This window comes from Caulobacter sp. S45 (assembly GCF_903642205.1).
Taxonomy (GTDB): Bacteria; Pseudomonadota; Alphaproteobacteria; order Caulobacterales; family Caulobacteraceae; genus CAHJWH01.
Map to the genome: position 1 here is coordinate 26,499 of NZ_CAHJWH010000008.1, position 16,599 is coordinate 43,097.

The 16,599-nt window shown below is 67.9% G+C and carries 14 protein-coding genes; 4 read left to right on the forward strand and 10 right to left on the reverse strand.

Annotated elements, in window-relative coordinates; translation table 11 throughout:
* Nucleotides 1-20: 20 nt before the first annotated feature.
* The 3 genes from HUV06_RS01915 to HUV06_RS01925 all read right to left on the reverse strand — a co-directional run bounded on the left by HUV06_RS01915 (nucleotide 21) and on the right by HUV06_RS01925 (nucleotide 3,844).
* Nucleotides 21-1,292, reverse strand: coding sequence for an ATP-binding protein (locus HUV06_RS01915; RefSeq protein ID WP_254600830.1), 1,272 nt, complete (start codon nucleotides 1,290-1,292; stop codon nucleotides 21-23).
* Nucleotides 1,293-1,369: 77 nt separating this feature from the next.
* Nucleotides 1,370-2,119 carry a response regulator gene (locus HUV06_RS01920; RefSeq protein WP_174299578.1) on the reverse strand — a complete coding sequence of 250 codons (750 nt, stop codon included), beginning with the start codon at nucleotides 2,117-2,119 and terminating at the stop codon, nucleotides 1,370-1,372.
* A 75-nt stretch (nucleotides 2,120-2,194) separates the two neighbouring features.
* Nucleotides 2,195-3,844: an amino acid permease gene (locus tag HUV06_RS01925; protein ID WP_174299579.1), complete on the reverse strand. Its 1,650-nt coding sequence runs from the start codon at nucleotides 3,842-3,844 to the stop codon at nucleotides 2,195-2,197.
* A 124-nt stretch (nucleotides 3,845-3,968) separates the two neighbouring features.
* Here HUV06_RS01925 and hrpB point away from each other — a divergent pair, with 124 nt between their 5' ends.
* Complete coding sequence (gene hrpB, locus HUV06_RS01930; RefSeq protein WP_174299580.1) at nucleotides 3,969-6,428, forward strand: ATP-dependent helicase HrpB; 2,460 nt, start codon at nucleotides 3,969-3,971, stop codon at nucleotides 6,426-6,428.
* A gap of 148 nt (nucleotides 6,429-6,576) precedes the next feature.
* A complete protein-coding gene (locus tag HUV06_RS01935; protein WP_174299581.1) occupies nucleotides 6,577-7,335 on the forward strand; it encodes an SDR family NAD(P)-dependent oxidoreductase in 759 nt (252 codons plus the stop codon).
* A gap of 107 nt (nucleotides 7,336-7,442) precedes the next feature.
* Here HUV06_RS01935 and HUV06_RS01940 read toward each other — a convergent pair whose 3' ends face one another.
* From HUV06_RS01940 to HUV06_RS01955, 4 genes are all read right to left on the reverse strand, one after another.
* The gene (locus tag HUV06_RS01940; RefSeq protein WP_174299582.1) at nucleotides 7,443-7,931 is read right to left on the reverse strand and encodes a flavin reductase family protein; all 489 of its coding nucleotides are present in this window, start codon (nucleotides 7,929-7,931) and stop codon (nucleotides 7,443-7,445) included.
* Nucleotides 7,932-8,260: 329 nt separating this feature from the next.
* Complete coding sequence (gene trpC, locus HUV06_RS01945; protein WP_174299583.1) at nucleotides 8,261-9,043, reverse strand: indole-3-glycerol phosphate synthase TrpC; 783 nt, start codon at nucleotides 9,041-9,043, stop codon at nucleotides 8,261-8,263.
* The gene (trpD, locus tag HUV06_RS01950; RefSeq protein WP_174299584.1) at nucleotides 9,040-10,068 is read right to left on the reverse strand and encodes an anthranilate phosphoribosyltransferase; all 1,029 of its coding nucleotides are present in this window, start codon (nucleotides 10,066-10,068) and stop codon (nucleotides 9,040-9,042) included. Before trpD ends, trpC begins: the two co-directional genes overlap by 4 nt.
* Nucleotides 10,065-10,661 carry an aminodeoxychorismate/anthranilate synthase component II gene (locus HUV06_RS01955; protein ID WP_174299585.1) on the reverse strand — a complete coding sequence of 199 codons (597 nt, stop codon included), beginning with the start codon at nucleotides 10,659-10,661 and terminating at the stop codon, nucleotides 10,065-10,067. The genes trpD and HUV06_RS01955 overlap by 4 nt, the downstream gene beginning before the upstream one ends.
* Nucleotides 10,662-11,060: 399 nt before the next feature.
* On the opposite strand from HUV06_RS01955, the gene HUV06_RS01960 reads away from it, so the two are divergent.
* Nucleotides 11,061-12,638, forward strand: coding sequence for an asparagine synthetase B (locus HUV06_RS01960; protein WP_174299586.1), 1,578 nt, complete (start codon nucleotides 11,061-11,063; stop codon nucleotides 12,636-12,638).
* 9 nt (nucleotides 12,639-12,647) lie between these two features.
* Here the strand turns inward: HUV06_RS01960 and HUV06_RS01965 are convergent, their stop codons facing one another.
* Both HUV06_RS01965 and HUV06_RS15950 read right to left on the reverse strand, forming a co-directional pair.
* The gene (locus HUV06_RS01965; RefSeq protein WP_174299587.1) at nucleotides 12,648-13,586 is read right to left on the reverse strand and encodes a Gfo/Idh/MocA family protein; all 939 of its coding nucleotides are present in this window, start codon (nucleotides 13,584-13,586) and stop codon (nucleotides 12,648-12,650) included.
* A 78-nt stretch (nucleotides 13,587-13,664) separates the two neighbouring features.
* Nucleotides 13,665-14,144, reverse strand: a complete 480-nt coding sequence (locus tag HUV06_RS15950) for a hypothetical protein (RefSeq protein ID WP_217433591.1) — start codon at nucleotides 14,142-14,144, stop codon at nucleotides 13,665-13,667.
* Nucleotides 14,145-14,326: 182 nt separating this feature from the next.
* Between HUV06_RS15950 and HUV06_RS01975 the strand changes: the two genes are divergently transcribed.
* Nucleotides 14,327-16,237: a M61 family metallopeptidase gene (locus tag HUV06_RS01975; protein WP_174299588.1), complete on the forward strand. Its 1,911-nt coding sequence runs from the start codon at nucleotides 14,327-14,329 to the stop codon at nucleotides 16,235-16,237.
* 79 nt (nucleotides 16,238-16,316) lie between these two features.
* Here the strand turns inward: HUV06_RS01975 and HUV06_RS01980 are convergent, their stop codons facing one another.
* Nucleotides 16,317-16,535, reverse strand: a complete 219-nt coding sequence (locus HUV06_RS01980; protein WP_174299593.1) for a cold-shock protein — start codon at nucleotides 16,533-16,535, stop codon at nucleotides 16,317-16,319.
* Nucleotides 16,536-16,599 lie beyond the last annotated feature (64 nt).

A 16,599-nucleotide genomic window follows, 5' to 3' on the forward strand; every position in this document is an offset into this window, starting at 1 on the left:
ACGATCAGGCCTGGCACGGGTCAGAGGGGCAACCGGGCGCAGGCGCGCAAGCCGCCGCCGTTCCGGTTGACGAGTGCGGCCTCGCCTCCGTGGGCCCTGGCCACTGAGCGGACCACCGCAAGACCTAGACCCGCACCACCGGTTTCGCGGGAGCGGGAGGGCTCGCCTCGATGGAACGGCTCGAACACCCGCTCACGGTCGGCCTCGGCGATCCCTGGACCGTCGTCATCCACCTCGATCACCGCCGCGCCGCCTTCGTGGTAGACGCGGGCTCGAGCGCACGAGCCGAATTTTACCGCATTGTCGAGCAGGTTGGCGACGAGCCGGCGCAAGGCCACCGGATCGCCATTGATCACGACGGGCGCCGGACTGTCGGCGCTGACATCCAGCCCTGTCTCCGCCATCTCCACCGCGACGCTGTCCACCAGAGAGGAGAGTTCGAGGCGGGATCGTTCGCAGGGCTGGGTCGCGTCGCGCACGAAGGCGAGAGCCGACGATATCATGGTGTCCATCTGGTCCACGTCAGCGATCATCTTCTCGCGAAGGCCCGGCGGCGCGCCTTCCACCCGGAAACGCAGGCGCGTCAGGGGCGTGCGGAGGTCATGGGCCACCGCCCCCACCATGGCCGTCCGATCGTCGACGTAGCGACGCAGGCGCTCCTGCATGTCGTTGAAGGCATTGGCCGCCTGCTGCACCTCCGGCGGTCCCCGGAGGCGGAGAGGCGAAGCCCGGGGGTCCCGCCCGAGCCTTTCGGCCGCCGCCGCGAAACCTCCAATCGGCGCGGCGAGCCTGCGGGCGAACAGGTAGGCGATCGGCGCAAGCGCAGCCGCGCTGAGCACGAACCAGAGCAGGATGCGCCGCTGCCATGCGGTGGGGACGCGCTCGCGCGCCATGGCCACCAGCCAGTGACCGTCCGCCCGCTTAACGGCCACCTTGAACGGCGCCATCAACAGGTGCTCGTCTCGCGGGTGCAGGTGCGGACCCGGGCCACCCCGGGGCGGTCCCAGGCCGAAGGGCAGGGGTTCGCGCGAGACCACCACGTCCTGCGGGCCAAGGTTCATGCGCCGCTGGATGTCGGCCAGGGCGTCCAGCGCCTGATGGCCTACGAAGTAGGTCGGAGGAGGGTGGTCGACCACCTGAAGGGTTAGGGGCACACCCTCCGCCGAGAGCGTCGGATCGCCTTGCAGCGCCGACACGATGTCGCTGACCCGGAAGAGGATAGGCTGCGGCGGAGGCAGGCTGAAGATGATGGCCAGGTTCACGGCCTGAGCCGCCACCAGGCTGACCAGCACCAGTGTGAGCACCTGGACGAACAGCGAGGGTCTAAACCCAGGCGACCTTGAACCGTCCGGGCGCGCGGCCGCGCCAGTCACCGCCGCGCGACCTTGGCCATGAACATGTAGCCCTCGTTGCGGATGGTGCGGATCAGCTCCGAGCCGCCGCCATCGTCCAGCTTGCGGCGCAACCGGCTGATCTGTACGTCGATCGCGCGATCGTACGCGTCGCTATCCGGGCCGCGGGCGAAGTCGAGCAGTTGGTCGCGGGTCAGCACCCGCTGGGGATGCTCCACGAAGGATCGAAGCAGGGAGAACTCGCCACCCGATAGGTTGACGATCACGCCCTCAGGGGCGCGCAGCTCCCGCCGCACCATGTCCAGCCGCCAGCCGTTGAACTCGCAACGCGCGCCCATGTGGGCTGCGGGATCCGGCCGCTCGCCGCGGCGGCGCAGCACGGCGCGCACCCGGGCCAGGAGCTCGCGCGGGTTGCAGGGCTTGGGCAGGTAGTCGTCGGCGCCGAGCTCCAGGCCGACAATCCGGTCGGTCTCCTCGCCCATGGCGCTCAACATGATCACCGCTGGGCCCTCTGCTGAGGACAGGCGACGACAGATGTGCAGGCCATCCTCGCCCGGAAGCATAACGTCGAGCACGACCAGGTCAGGCTGGCCGAGCGTCATCAGCCGGTTGAGCTCCGTGGCGTCGGCTGCGGTCTCCACCTCGAAGCCGTGACGACCCAGGAACTCGGCCACGACGTCGCGAATGCCGGGATCATCGTCCACCACGATGATGCGGCCGCAGGCCCCGGCGGCTTCCAGGTCGGTGTCAGACATGGCGAGGCTCATGATCTCAGCATGCCAGCGGAAGTAGGCGGCGCGATGTCCGCCTCGACACACGCGTCGAAGAGCGCAGGTCGTATCCTACTGGTTCAAGGTATCGCCATGCCCGGGCGCGATCGCCTCGTTCGGTCCTGGGCCGATGTCCAGCACGTCCAGCCCCTTCGCCAGGCGGGAGTTCCGGTAGCCATAGCCAGCATAGATCGCTGCGCCGACCAGGCAGTACCCGACGATGATCTCCAGCGGCAATGGCTCGCCGCTGAGCGCCTTCTGCACCATCGGCAGAAGGTTGAAGACGGCCAGCGCCAGGCAGAAGATGATTCCAAGCACTGCGGTCGCGATCCCTCCCGGCACCCGGAAGGGCCGGTGCATGTCCGGGTGGCGGCGGCGCAGGTAGATCACCGACAGGCAGACGATGGAGAAGGCCAGCGCGGTGCCCAGCGACACAAGGTCGCTCAGCACGTCGATGGGCAGGAAGGCCGATACCGCCGCGATGGAGCCGCCAAGCAGGAGGGTGCCGATCCAGGGCGTGCGGAACCTGGCGTGAACCACGGCGAACACGCGGGGCAGCAGGCCGTCCCGAGCCATGGTGTAGAAGATTCGCGTCTGGGCGTAGGTGAGCACCAGCATGACCGACGACAGGCCGGTGAACGCGCCCACCTTGATCGCCAGCGCCACCAGATTGAGCTGGCCTGCGGCGTTGCCGCCGAAGGGCACGATGGCCCAGGTGGGATTCATCCGGTCGATGGCCACAGCGATCGGCGCCGGATCGGCCAGCTGCTTGTAGGGAACGACTCCAGTCATCACCGCCGCCACGGCCATGTAGATCAGGGTGCAGATGAACAGCGAGCCCAGGATGCCGATGGGCACGTCCCGGCTCGGGTTACGGGCCTCTGCAGCCGCCGTGGAGACCGCCTCAAAACCCACATAAGCGAAGAAGATGATCGCTCCTCCCCGCAGCACGCCGGACCAGCCGAAGTCGCCGAAGGCGCCGGTCGTGTTCTTGGGGAGGAAGGGATGCCAGTTGGCCGGGTTGATGTAGGAGACGCCGATCCCGATGAAGGCCAGAAGCACCACCACCTTTATGACCACGATGACGTTGTTGACCTTGGCGGACTCGCTCACGCCCAGGACCAGCAGCCCGGTCACCGCAAGGATGCCGACGGTCGCCAGCAGGTTCAAGGTACCGGTCATCTGGAAGCTGAGGTGGCCGAGCGCGTCCGGCAGGGCCTGGACCAGCGGCGTCGCGAAGGCCGGCGCCATGTGGCCGCCGACCAGGATGTTGGGGAAGTTGATGCCCAGATCATGCAGGAGCGAGATGGTGTTGCCCGACCAGCCGACGGCGACCACCGCGGCGGCGACCCCGTACTCGAGCACCAGCAGCCAGCCCATCACCCAGGCGAACACCTCCCCAAGCGTCCCGTAGGCGTAGGTGTAAGCCGAGCCCGACACCGGCATCGCAGCCGACAGCTCCGCATAGCAGAGGCCGGCGAAGGCGCAGGCCGTGCCCGCCACTAGGAAGGACAGCAGGATGGCCGGCCCTGCATTGGCGGAGGCGACTTGACCGGTCAGCACGAAGATGCCGGCCCCGATGATGCAGCCGACGCCCAGGCTCACCAAGTTGAAGGCTCCCAGGGTACGCTTCAGGCCGTGGTGTGCGGCCTCGGCCTGGATCTGAGCGATGGACTTCTTGAGGGTGAGCCGATTGGTGCGGCCCACGGTGATCGACGCCATCTGCCGCTTTGTCCCCATGTCGACGCCTTGGACTGCGTCGGCTTGGGTGAGACGTTAGAGAGGGTGCTTGCCAGGTGCAACGGGGCGCGGCGTTTGCGCCCCGGCCAGCTTGAGACCGCATGACATGCTGCCGATCCATCACATCCTGCCCAAGCTTCAGGTGATGCTTCAGGCGCGCAACGCCGCGGTGCTCGTCGCACCACCAGGCGCCGGCAAGACCACCGTGGTCCCGCTGGCGTTGTTGGAGGCTGCCTGGCGAGAAAACGGACGCATCCTGGTGCTGGAGCCCCGTCGTCTCGCCGCGCGCGCCGCGGCGGACCGCATGGCTGGGAGCTTGGCCGAGCCGGTGGGCCGCACGGTCGGCTACAGGGTGCGGCTGGACGCCAGGGTCTCGGCTCATACGCGCATCGAGGTGGTCACCGAAGGCGTGTTCACCCGCATGATCCTGGACGACCCAAGTCTCGAAGGCGTGGCTGCGGTCCTGTTCGACGAATTCCACGAGCGCAGCCTGGACGCGGACCTCGGGCTTGCGCTGGCCCGCGAGGCGCAGAGCCTGCTTCGTGAGAACCTGCGCCTCCTGGTGATGTCCGCAACGCTCGACGGGGCGCGGGTGTCGGCCCTGCTCGGCGATGCGCCGGTGGTGGAGAGCCTCGGCCGCGCCTTTCCGGTTGAGACCCGCTATCTGGGCCGTGATCCGGCCGCCCGTCTGGAGCCTCAGGTGGCGCGTGCGGTGCTCACCGCATTAGCCGAGGAGTCCGGCGGTGTTCTGGCCTTCCTCCCTGGAGCGGCGGAGATCCATCGGGTGGAGGCGACGCTGGCGGAACGGCTGGCGGGACGGGCCGACGTGCAGGTCCACCCGTTGTATGGCGCGCTCTCGCCCGAGGCTCAGGATCGCGCCATCGCGCCCGCTCCAGCAGGTATGCGCAAGGTGGTCCTGGCGACCTCCATTGCGGAGACCAGCCTGACGCTTGAGGGTGTGCGGGTGGTGGTGGACGGCGGCGTCTCGCGCGTGCCGCGCTTCGATCCGGCCAGCGGGCTGACCCGGCTGGCCACCGTGCGGGTGAGCCGCGCGAGCGCCGACCAGCGCCGCGGCCGCGCCGGCCGCACCCAGCCTGGGGTCTGCTACCGGCTCTGGGATGAGGCGGAGACCCGCGCCCTGACCGCCTTCGGGCGACCGGAAATCCTGGATAGCGACCTGTCGGGTTTCGCCCTGACACTGGCCCAGTGGGGCGCGAAGTCCACTACGGGATTGGCGCTGCTCGATCCGCCACCGCCGGCGGCTTTCTCCGAGGCGCGCCGCTTGCTGCAGGACCTCGGCGCCCTGGACGAGGCAGGCGAGCTGACTGGGCATGGACGCCGCCTGGCGGCGCTGCCCGCGCCGCCACGGCTAGCGCACCTGATGGTGCGCGGCGCGGAGTTGGGGACCGCCCGGCGGGCCGCCCACATAGCCATGCTCCTGACCGAACGGGGGCTCGGGGGCGAGTCGGTCGATCTCGACGAGCGGTTGGGGCACTTCGCCCTTGACGGCTCCGCACGCGCCCGCGAAGGCCGCGCCCTTGCGGAGCGGCAGGCGCGCCAGGCCTCGGCGGGGACCGCGGACGGGCGGGGCGGTCCCGTCAGCGACGGTGTCCTGCTGGCCTTGGCCTACCCAGAGCGGATCGCAAAGGCGAGAGGCGCCGACGGCGTGTTCAACCTGACCACAGGCCGGGCGGTGCGCGTCGATCCCTCAGACGCCCTGGCGCGGGAGCCCTGGCTGGCGGTGGGTGAGCTCGGCGGGGGCGCCGCCAGCGACCGGGTGCGGCTCGCCGCGCGCATCGATCGGGCGGAGCTCGAGCAGGCGTTTGCCGAGAAGATCGTCGAGGAGACCCGCACCGAAGTCGATCCGGACGGCCGGGTCCGAGCGCGCCGCATGCGCCGTCTGGGGACACTGGTGCTCGACCAGCGCCGGCTCGACCAGCCGTCGCCGGATGTGCTGTGCGACGCCTTGGCCCAGCACCTGCGGTCGCAGGGACTTATGGCCCTGCCGCTCGGCGAAGACACCCAGCGCCTGCGAGACCGCATCGCCTTCCTGGCTAGGCTCGATCCTGAGGGCGGCTGGCCCGACCTTTCGGACGCCACCCTGCTGGCCACGGCGGAGGATTGGCTCGGCGAACAGCTCGGCAGGGTCAGCCGACTGGCCGATCTTGCGCCCGGCGATGTGCATCAGGCGATCATGGCGGGCGTCGACTACGCCCACCAGCGACGGTTGGACGTTGAGGCGCCGGTGCGGCTGACGCTTCCCACCGGCTCCAGCCCATCGATCGACTATGCGGCCGAAGGCGGCCCGCGGGTGGAGGCGCGGGTGCAGGAGCTGTTCGGCATGAAGGCGCACCCGACGGTGGCTCAAGGTCGCGTGTCCCTGACCCTGGCCCTGCTGTCGCCGGCGCGCCGCCCCGTGCAGGTCACTCGCGACCTCCCGGGGTTCTGGGCGGGATCTTGGAACGCTGTCCGATCCGAGATGAAGGGACGCTACCCCCGACACCCCTGGCCGGAAGACCCGTCAAATGCCGCTCCTACAACTCGGGCGAAGCCGCGGGGGACGTGAGCACGGATGGGACGCCTCCTCAGAGATACCCGCCGAAGGTTTTTCAGGATGACGGCGTGTAGGCTTGCACAACTCTGCATCATGTTGAGTAAGGCTTCGCTGAGAGCCGGTCTCGACACACGCAGGCAGGTCCGACCGCAGAGGTTCCATGCGCATCGATCTCAGCTCCAAGACCGTCCTGATCACCGGCGGTAGCCGCGGGATCGGAGCGGCGGCGGTGCGGGCGTTCGCTGCGTCCGGCGCGCGGGTGGCGGTGCACTGCGGGCGCAATCTGCACGTCGCCCAGGCGCTGGCGGCGGAGGTGGGCGGCGGTGCAGAGGCCTTCAAGGCCGAGCTCAGCGACCCGGAGGCCTGTACGCCGCTATGGGATGCGGTGGTGGCCCGGTTCGGTCGGGTCGACGTGCTGGTGAACAATGCCGGCGTCGCGATGGCTGCGCCGGTGGCAGGTGAAGAGGCGGCATGGCTAGACGCCTGGACACGCACTATGGCGGTGAACCTGACCGCGATGGGGCTGCTCTGCCGGGCGGCCATCGGCCACTTCCAGTCACAGGGAGGTGGCCGGATCATCAACATCAGCTCTCGGGCTGCCTTCCGGGGCGATACGCCGGACTACATGGCCTATGCCGCCTCCAAGGGTGGAGGGGTGGCGCTGACCCGCTCCATTGCGCGCGGGTTCGGCAAGCAGGGGATCGTGGCCTTCGACGTGGCGCCAGGCTTCACTCGGACCGAGATGGCCCAGGACTTCATCGACCAGTACGGGGAAGCCTACGCCTCCAGCGACATCGCCCTGTCGCGCCTGACTGAGCCGGGCGACATCGCGCCTATGCTGGTTTTCCTGGCCAGCGGCCTCGCCGATCATGCGACCGGGACGACGATCGACATCAACGCCGGCTCCTACGTGCATTAAAGGCGGCCAGCCGGCCGCCGGACATGCGCGCCTGGACGCGAGCTGCCAGAAGACGCCTATGCTCCACAACCTGCGACAGGCTGGCCCGCCGCCAGCGGCCGTCGCTATCAGATGATCGTGGCGTCCGCGTCCATGGCGCGGGTGTAGCGGCCATCGACGTAGACCAGGGGCTCGGCCAGCCCTTCCATGTACACTTCGACCACATCGCCGATGAAGATGCCATGAGTGCCATAGTCGACCTGCTTGACGTTGCGGCACACTATGCTTGCCTGCGCTGCGCCAAGTCGGGGGACGGCGAGGTCGGTCTCGGGCCAGTCGCCCGTCGCGAACCGCGCCTCGCCCTTCAGCCGGCCCGCGCAGATGGCCGCGATATCGCTTTGCGAATGATGCAGGATGTTGATTGCGAAGGGCGCTCCACCCGCAAGCGGAGCATAGAGGGAGGCGGTACGATTGACGCAGATGAGCATGGAGGGCGGGTCGAAGCTCAGCTCGCTGACCGCCGTCGCCGCCATGGCGTATCGCCGGCCCTCGTAGCGGCTGGTGATCACCACCACAGCTTTCGCCAAGCGTCTCAAGGCCTGCTTCAGCGCATCCATGCAGGCTCTCCCGGCAGCCTCGGCTGGCCCTTGGAGGTTCTAGCCTCCAGATCGCCGGACCACCACCAGGCACACTGTACGCTTCTCCCACCGGGGTGGATCGCCACTTGGCCAGTCCAGCTGGTGACCGGACGCAACTGGCGCGGCTCGGCCTTCGCCAGCGCCAAGGGGCGTACCGACGTGCCGAAGATCGTGGACCGGTAGATGGACGGCAAGATCGTCATCAACCGCACGATCACCGTGTCCTCAGCCGGACGAGATCAACAAGGGTTTGGAATTGATACACGTGGGCGAGAGCATCCGCCACGTGGTGGTCTACTGACCGCGGCTCAGCTGGCCATCAGCCTGCGTGTCGCCCTCGCCACGTCGGCCTGGCACATTAGGCTCTCGCCCACCAGCAGCGCGCGCGCACCGGCGACCTGAAGGCGGACGGCATCGGCGGACGTGGCGATCCCGCTCTCGGCCACCAGCAGCGCGGACGACGGTGCGAGAGGAGCCAGGCGTTCGAACACGGCCAGGTCTGTGACGAAGCTCCGCAGGTCGCGGTTGTTGACGCCGATCAGGTCGGAGCCGAGAGCGACCGCGCGCGCCAGCTCCGCCTCGTCATGCACCTCCACCAGGACGTCCAAGCCGAAATCCCGCGCTGCCAGCATCAGTCGGCTCGCCAAGCCGTCATCGACCATGGCGAGGATGACCAGGATGCAGTCCGCGCCCAGCGCCCGGGACTCGGCCACCTGCCAGGGATCGACCAGGAAGTCCTTGCGTAGCGCAGGCAGCCCTACCGCCTCACGCGCGGCAGCCAGATAGGCGTCCTCGCCCTGGAAGCTCGGCTGGTCGGTCAGCACCGACAGGCAGGTGGCGCCTCCCTCGGCATAGGCACTGGCCAGCGCCGACGGGTCGAAATCCGCCCGGATCAGGCCCTTAGAGGGGCTCGCCTTCTTGATCTCGGCAATCAGAGCCAGACCGTGCGTGATGGCGAGCGCCGCCCGAAATCCGCGGGCAGGGCGGGCCGCGACGGCCAGCCGCTCGATCTCTCCCTGAGGCGTGCGCACCTTCCGTTCAGCCACGTCCTGGTGCTTGTAGGCTGCGATGTGGGCCAGGATGTCGGTCACGCGAAGGTCTCGAGCGAATTCGTAATCGTCACGAGCCGCTCCAAGGCAATGCGGGCGCGCCCCTCGTCGATGGCCGAGGCGGCGCGGCGCAGGCCGGCCTCCAGCGTCTCCTCAACCTCGGCCACCAGGAAGGCGGCGGCGGCGTTAAGCAGGACGATGTCGCGATAGGGCCCCGGCGCGCCCTCCAACAGCGCCTGCAGCGCCCGCGCGTTGTCGTCCGGGTCACCGCCACGCAGGGCCTGGGGAGCGACCCGCGGCAGTCCCACTGCTTCCGGCGTGATGCGGAACAGGCGCACCGCCCCATCACGCCACTCCGCGATGTCCGTCGCGCCGGTGGTGGTCAGCTCGTCAAGGCCCGCACCGTGCACCACCCAGGCCCGTTCGCTGCCCAGCGCTCCCAGCACCCGCGCCATCGGCTCTACCAGGCGCAGGTCGTAGACGCCAAGCACCTGGCGCTGCGCCCCGGCCGGGTTGGAAAGTGGACCGAGCAGGTTGAACACGGTTCGGAAGCCAAGTTCGGCGCGCACGGAAGTGACATTGCGCATGGCCCCATGATGGACGGGGGCGAACAGGAAGCAGACACCGGCCTCTTCGAGCGCGCGCCGGGACTGGTCGGGCGTTGCGGCGAGATTGACGCCCATTGCGGCCAGCACGTCCGAGGAGCCGGAGCGCGAGGACATGGCGCGATTGCCGTGCTTGGCCACCTTCAGCCCGCCGCCGGCGGCCACGAGCGCGGCTGCGGTGGAGATGTTGAAGGTGTGCGCCCCGTCGCCTCCGGTGCCACAGGTGTCGATCACCTGGAAAGGGTGGTCCAGTAGGGTGGCTGACCGGCGCATGGCCCTGGCGCAGGCGGTGATCTCGCCGACCGTTTCGCCCCGCAGCCGCATGGCGGTCACCGCGGCTGCAACCTGGGCGGGACTGGCCTCGCCCTGCAGGCAGGCGGTGAAGAACTGCTCCGCGTCCGGCTCCGACAGGGTCGCCCCGTCGGCGAGCCGCGCGAGCAGCGGCTTGAACGCTATGCTCACGCAACGTTCGCGATGCGGGACGGGCCGCCGGCCATGGACAGGAAGTTGGCCAGCAAGCGGCGGCCGCCTTGGGTGGCGATGGATTCGGGGTGGAACTGCACGCCGTGGATTGGGCGTGAGGCGTGGGCCAGCCCCATGATCTCGCCGTCCTCGGTCCATGCAGTGATCCGCAACGCTGGCGGCAGGGTGTCCCGTCGAACCGCCAGGCTGTGATAGCGGGCGGCTATAAAGCCGTCCTCGGCGCCTTCAAACACGCCCTCCCCGGTGTGGTGGACGGGGCTAGTCTTGCCATGCATGAGGCTCCGGGCGCGCACGACCTCGCCTCCGAAGGCCTGCCCGATGGCCTGGTGGCCCAGGCAGACGCCGAGGATCGGCAGGTCTGCAGGCGCCGAGGCCAGCAGGGCCAGGCAAACGCCTGCTTCGCTGGGCGTGCAGGGGCCGGGCGAGAGCAGCACGCCGTCCGGCCGCAGCGCCAGTGCAGCTTCCGCGCTCAGCGCATCGTTGCGACGCACGAGGGTCTCGGCGCCCAGCTCCTCAAGGTAGTGGACGAGGTTGTAGGTGAAACTGTCATAGTTATCGATGACCAGGATCATTGGGACCGAGCGCGCTTGTCCCCCGTTCTTAGGCGTTCGTCGCCCAGGCTCCAAGCGGCTGCTCACCGGGCGTTAACGGCTTGGGGCGCCACTGCTGCAATCATGCTGATGCTGAGAGCGAAGGCTGGCCCGTCCATCGACGACGCCCGGTTGCACCTGCAGCCGCCAGGGCGGCGTGAGGCGGTCTTGCCGGCGTTAGGCGCCGCGGCGTTCGCGGCCGTCAGCGCCATGACGCTCGCTGGGGCCGTGATCCTGGGCCCACCCGGGGAAGCGCGAGCAACGCCGGTCGCGGTCCAGTCGCCATGGTGAAAGCTAGAATAATGTAACCACCTGGAAACCTTGATCGCGCTCCCGTACGCATCAAGGCGCAGCCCCGCTGCTCCCAGGAGTGTGCGCCGCATGTGCGGAATCGCCGTCGCCGTCGGCATTGAGGACGCTGCAGACGTCGTCACATGCCTGATCGCCGGACTGGAACACCGGGGCGACGTCAGCGATCCTGTCGCTTCACCCGCAGCCCGTATCGCCATGGCCACACGTCGGCTCAGGGTCGTGGACGGGGTGCAAGGCGTGCAGCCGCAGCTCTCTTTCGACGACCGCATCGCAGTGGCCATGAACGGGGAGATTTACAACCACCGCCAACTGCGGCGTGAGCTTGAAGGGTTGGGCGCCCGCTTTACGACCGACAGCGATACGGAGGTGCTGGCGTGCGCGCTCAGCATCTGGGGCGGAAAGGCGCTGCGGCGCCTGAACGGCATGTTCGCCTTCGTGGCTGTAGACACCGCCTCCGGCGCCTTCATCGCGGCGCGCGATCCGCTGGGAGTCAAGCCGCTCTACGTGATCCAGCAGGGCGAAAGCTTCGTTTTCTGCTCGGAGATGACGCCGCTGCTCGACGTGGTCGAAACGGGCGAGGTGATGCTGCTGCCGCCGGGCTATGTGCTGTCAGGGAGCTACTGCTCGCCTTACAAGTCGGCGATCTCCGATCTCCAGCCCATGTCGCGGGCAGCTGATCCTCGGGCTCTAGACGCCATTCTGGCGGCGGCAGTTGCGCGGCGCATCCCTCCGGACCTGCCCTTCGCCTTGATGTTCAGCGGTGGAATAGACAGCACCCTGGTCGCCCACTACGTCCGGCGGGCCGGTTATGAGGTCCCTGGCTACTTCCTGGGTGATGAGAGCGCCCCGGACTTCCGCTTTGCGCAGGCGTATGCGGAGCTGACCGGGCTGGACCTGCGCCTTGTCTCCTTTGACGAACCGAGCAGGATAGACACCCAGATTGCCGACACCGTGCGCTTTTGCGAGAGCTTCGAGCCGGCGGTGGTGCGCGACAGTTACTGTACCGGGCTGCTCTCCCGTCAAGTCCATCATGACGGCTATCGAGTGGCTTTGTGCGGAGAGGGGGCTGACGAACTGTTCGCGGGCTACCGCCCGCTGGAACTCGGCTTCATGGCGGGGGAGACCCACGGCGCGGCTTTGCGGGACCAGTGCCTTGGCGGCATGCACCGCGGCAACCTGCAGCGGCTGGACCGGGCGAGCATGCGTTGGGCGGTGGAGGCCCGCGAGCCGTTCCTCGACCCTAACGTGGTTAACCACGCGATGGCCCTCCAGGCGAGCGCCTTCGTCAGCTCCGAGGGCGTGGGCAAAGCGCCGTTGCGCGCACTGTTCGACTTCTATCCTGGCGAACTGCCCGCCTCGATCCGTGACCGCACCAAGCGGCCGATGAACGAGGGCACGGGGCTTGACGCCAGTCAGGCCGACTCGCCTTGGGCCAGGCGGGCCGACGCCGCGCTCAGCGATCGCGAGTTCGCCGAAGGGCGACGGCGGTTCGACGCCTTCGACCTGCGGTCGAAGGAGGAACTGCTCTACCTGCAGGTGCTGGCGGACCGGATCGATGTGGAGCGTGCGCCCCATCTGAAGTCACGGCTGAGGCTGGAAGCTGCAGACCTGCCGGGGATTGAGCAGCTCTCAGAGTACCGGATATAGCCCATCGCCTCAGAAGCTGAACGGCTCGACCTGCTGGCGTTCGCCACACATGAAGGCGTCGGCGACGAGTTCCAGTGGGCGGAGGTCCGCATCGGAGGCCCCCTTCGCCAGAAGCTCGGCAAAGCGGGCGTAGAGATCAGGATATTCCCTCGACGGAGCGGTCTTCACCGTCTGACCATCGACCTCCAGCTTCGCGCCGCCTTCGGTCAGTAGCAGCGTCCTGCCTGAGCGGGTCTGGATCTCTATGTTCCAGGTCTGCGGCCCGGTCTGGCGCCAGTCGAAGATCGCGGTCAAGATGTCGCCCGGCGGTTCGGACCCGAAGCCAAGTTCGACCGCGATCGGGCTCTGTCGATTTGAAGGGATGCTGAGCTTGGCGGTCCGCACGAACACCTCGGCGGGCAGGATCGCCGTGACGATGGACAGGGCGTTGATTCCTGGGTCGAAGACTCCAAATCCGCCGGCGTCCCAGACCCACTCCTGTCCAGGATGCCACTTGCGGACATCCTCCTTCCAGGTCACCGAAAGAGTCGCAACCTGCTCGCCTTTCAGCCGGGCGGCCGCCTCGACCACAGCCGGGTTCGCCCGCGCGTGCCAGGCGCCGAACAGCGTCAGCCCATGGCTTTGCGCCAGGTTCACCAGGGCGCGAGCTTCACCCAGGGTGGCGGCGGGCGGCTTCTCCAGCAGCACGTGCTTGCCGGCGAGAAGGGCCCGGCGCGCAGCGTCAAAACGCTTCGCGGGAGCGCTGCAGATGGCGACGCACGCCACCTCGGGCGCTTCGGCGTACATCTGCGCATCCTTGGAGAACACCTTTTCCACACCAGGGATGGTCTTGGCGTGACCACTGGTCACGGCCGCCAGCTCGAAGACGCCCGAACTCTGAATGGCGAGGAGGTGCTGGTCCTGCGCGATCTTGCCGTAGCCGATTATCGCCAGCTTGTATGGAGGCATAGGACGCTCACCGACGCTGGAAGAAAGCGCAGCCGTGCGGCCGCGGTTCCGCTCTAGGTCTCAGCTGGGGTCAGCCGATCAGCAGCCGCTGTCGTCCCAGTGATAACGGGACTGGGCCGCATTCCAGACGTACCGGCCACAAGGCACGCCTCCTGAAGATGCGGCCATGGCCGGAGCCGCCGCCTGCGCCCCGGACTCCTGCGACCAGGCGTCTCCGCCATAAGCTGGCCCGGCGTCACCATCGTAGCCATCGCCATAGCCATAACCGCCGTACCCATAGTCCGCATAGCCGAAGCTCGACGGATAGTAGTAGTACCACGGAGAGTAGAAGTCGTAGGCGTACAGCGAGGCCAAGCCGAACCCCAGGCCGAAGCCGTAGAACGGGAAGAAGCCCCTGTAGCCAAAGCCATAGCCGCCGCGGTAGAAGCCTCCGCGGTAGCCGTATCCTCCATGATAGCCGCCGTAGCCACCATGGAAGCCGCCTCCGTGGAAGCCTCCACCTCCGTGGAAGCCACCGCCGCGCTGGGCGGAAGCTGCTGCCGGGATGATCAACGTCAAGGCGCAAACTGACGCCGCCAAGGTTCTCAATCGCATGTCCAACTCCACTGGCGCCGGGCTGCGGGCGACGCCGGCCGACGCGATATCTTTAAGATAGGCAGCTCTTTCCTGAACCCAAGCTGAACTGTATGGCCTCCTTGCAGGCTTCGGCGCCGTGCTGAGCATCTTGCCGCGAGTGGCGTATGAAGCGTATCCTCCTTACTCTAAGCGCTCTGGCGCCCCTCTCAGGCGCCGCCTGGGCCCAGGACATCCAGCCACAGCCCAGCCCCATGCCTCCGTCGATCGAGGCGCCCCGGGACATGGCCTTTCCGGGCCAGATCACCCTGCAGGTGGACGCGAGCGACGTCACCCGCCGCATCGATCAGGTGCGCGAGACGATCCCGGTGGCGGGGCCTGGTCCCATGGTCCTGCTGTATCCCAAGTGGCTGCCCGGCAACCACTCGCCGAGCGGTCCGCTGGACCAGCTCGCGGGCCTGGTGATCACCGCCAACGGCCAGCGCCTCGAGTGGACGCGCGATCCGGTGGACGTCTACGCCTTCCATGTGGACGTGCCGGCGGGAGCAACCAGCCTGGAGCTCCGCTATCAGTATCTCACGCCCACTGAGGACCGGGTGGGGCGGATCATGGCCACGCCCGAGATGCTGAACCTGGAATGGAACACGGTCGCGCTCTATCCCGCCGGCTATTTTTCGCGGGACATCACCTACCGGCCGAGCGTCACCCTGCCGACAGGTTGGAAGTTCGCCTCGGCCCTGGATGGAGCAAGCCGGGCCGGCGACACGGTCAGTTTCGCGCCCGTTTCCCTCAACACGCTGGTGGACTCTCCGCTGCTGGCGGGTCGCCACTTCAAGCAGGTGACGATCAGCGACAGTCCCGTGCCCGTGCGTTTGGACATTGCCGCTGACAGTGAAGCCGACCTCGCCGCCAGCCCTGAGCAGATCGAGGCGCACCGCAGCCTGGTCCGCCAAGCCTATGCGCTGTACGGCTCCCACCACTACGACCACTACGACTTTCTGCTGTGGCTCAGCGACGAGATGGGCGGGGAGGGGCTGGAGCATCACCGGTCCAGTGAGGACGGAACTGAGCCCGGCTACTTCACTGATTGGACCCACTCCGCCAGCGAGCGCGACCTGCTTGCGCACGAATTCACCCACTCCTGGAACGGCAAGTTCCGCCGCCCGGCGGATCTGTGGACTCCAAACTTCAACGTGCCCATGCGCGATTCCCTGCTCTGGGTCTATGAGGGCCAGACGCAATACTGGGGGTATGTGCTGGCCGCTCGCGCGGGGCTGTGGACGCAGCAGGAGGCGCTGGACGCCATCGCCGCCACAGCCGCGGCCTACAACGAGCGCATCGGGCGGCAATGGCGCGCAGTGCAGGACACCACCAACGATCCCGTCATCTCCGAGCGCCGGCCGCTGTCCTGGCGCAGCTGGCAGCGGAGCGAAGACTACTACTCCGAAGGTCAGCTGATCTGGCTCGACGCCGACACCCTGATCCGCGAACGCACCGGCGGCCGCAAGTCCCTGGACGACTTCGCCCGTGGTTTCTTCGGGGTGCGCGACGGCAGCTACGTCACTGACACCTACAGCTTCGAGGACGTGGTGGCGGGGCTGAACGCAGTGACGCCCTATGACTGGGCCAGGTTCCTGCGCACCCGGCTGGACGGACACGGACCGGGCGCGCCGCTCGATGGGCTGGCGCGTGGTGGATATAAGCTCGTCTACACAGACACGCCGACAGGCTTCTTCAAGGACAATGAGGCGCGCCGCAAGATCACGGACCTCAGCTACTCGCTGGGCGTGATCCTCAACAAAGACGGCAAGCTGACCGATGTGCACTGGGGCGGCCCGGCCTTCAACGCAGGGCTGATCAGCGGCGCCACGATCTTGGCCGTGAATGGACTATCCTACGACGGAGACAAACTGAAGGACGCGATCAAGGCCGGTGGCCAGCTGGAGCTCCTGGTGAAAATCGGGGACCACGTCCGCCCAGTCCAGGTCGCTTACACGGGGGGGCTGCGCTACCCGCACCTGGAGCGGATCGCGGGAACGCCTGCGCGACTCGACATGATCCTAGCCGCCAAGAAGTAGGCAAGAAAGCGGCTCCGTCACTGCCGTGGCGGAGCCGCTCTAACTACGATGAAGAGGCCGCAAGAGCGGCCTCGCCGGATCAGCCAATGACTCGAAGGTTGCCGGCCGAAGTCTTGCCGGTGCGACGGTCCTGCTCCAGGTCGTAGGATACGGTCATCCCCTCATCCAGGCTGTTCAGCCCGGCGCGCTCCACCGCCGAGACGTGCACGAAGATGTCTGGCCCACCCTCGTCGGGCAGGATGAAGCCGAAACCCTTGGTGGCGTTGAACCACTTCACCTTACCGCTGCCGGAGCCCATGACCTGACCTGCCCCGCGAGCTGCGCCGCCGCCAGCGCCGAAGCCGCCGCCGCGATCGCCGCCG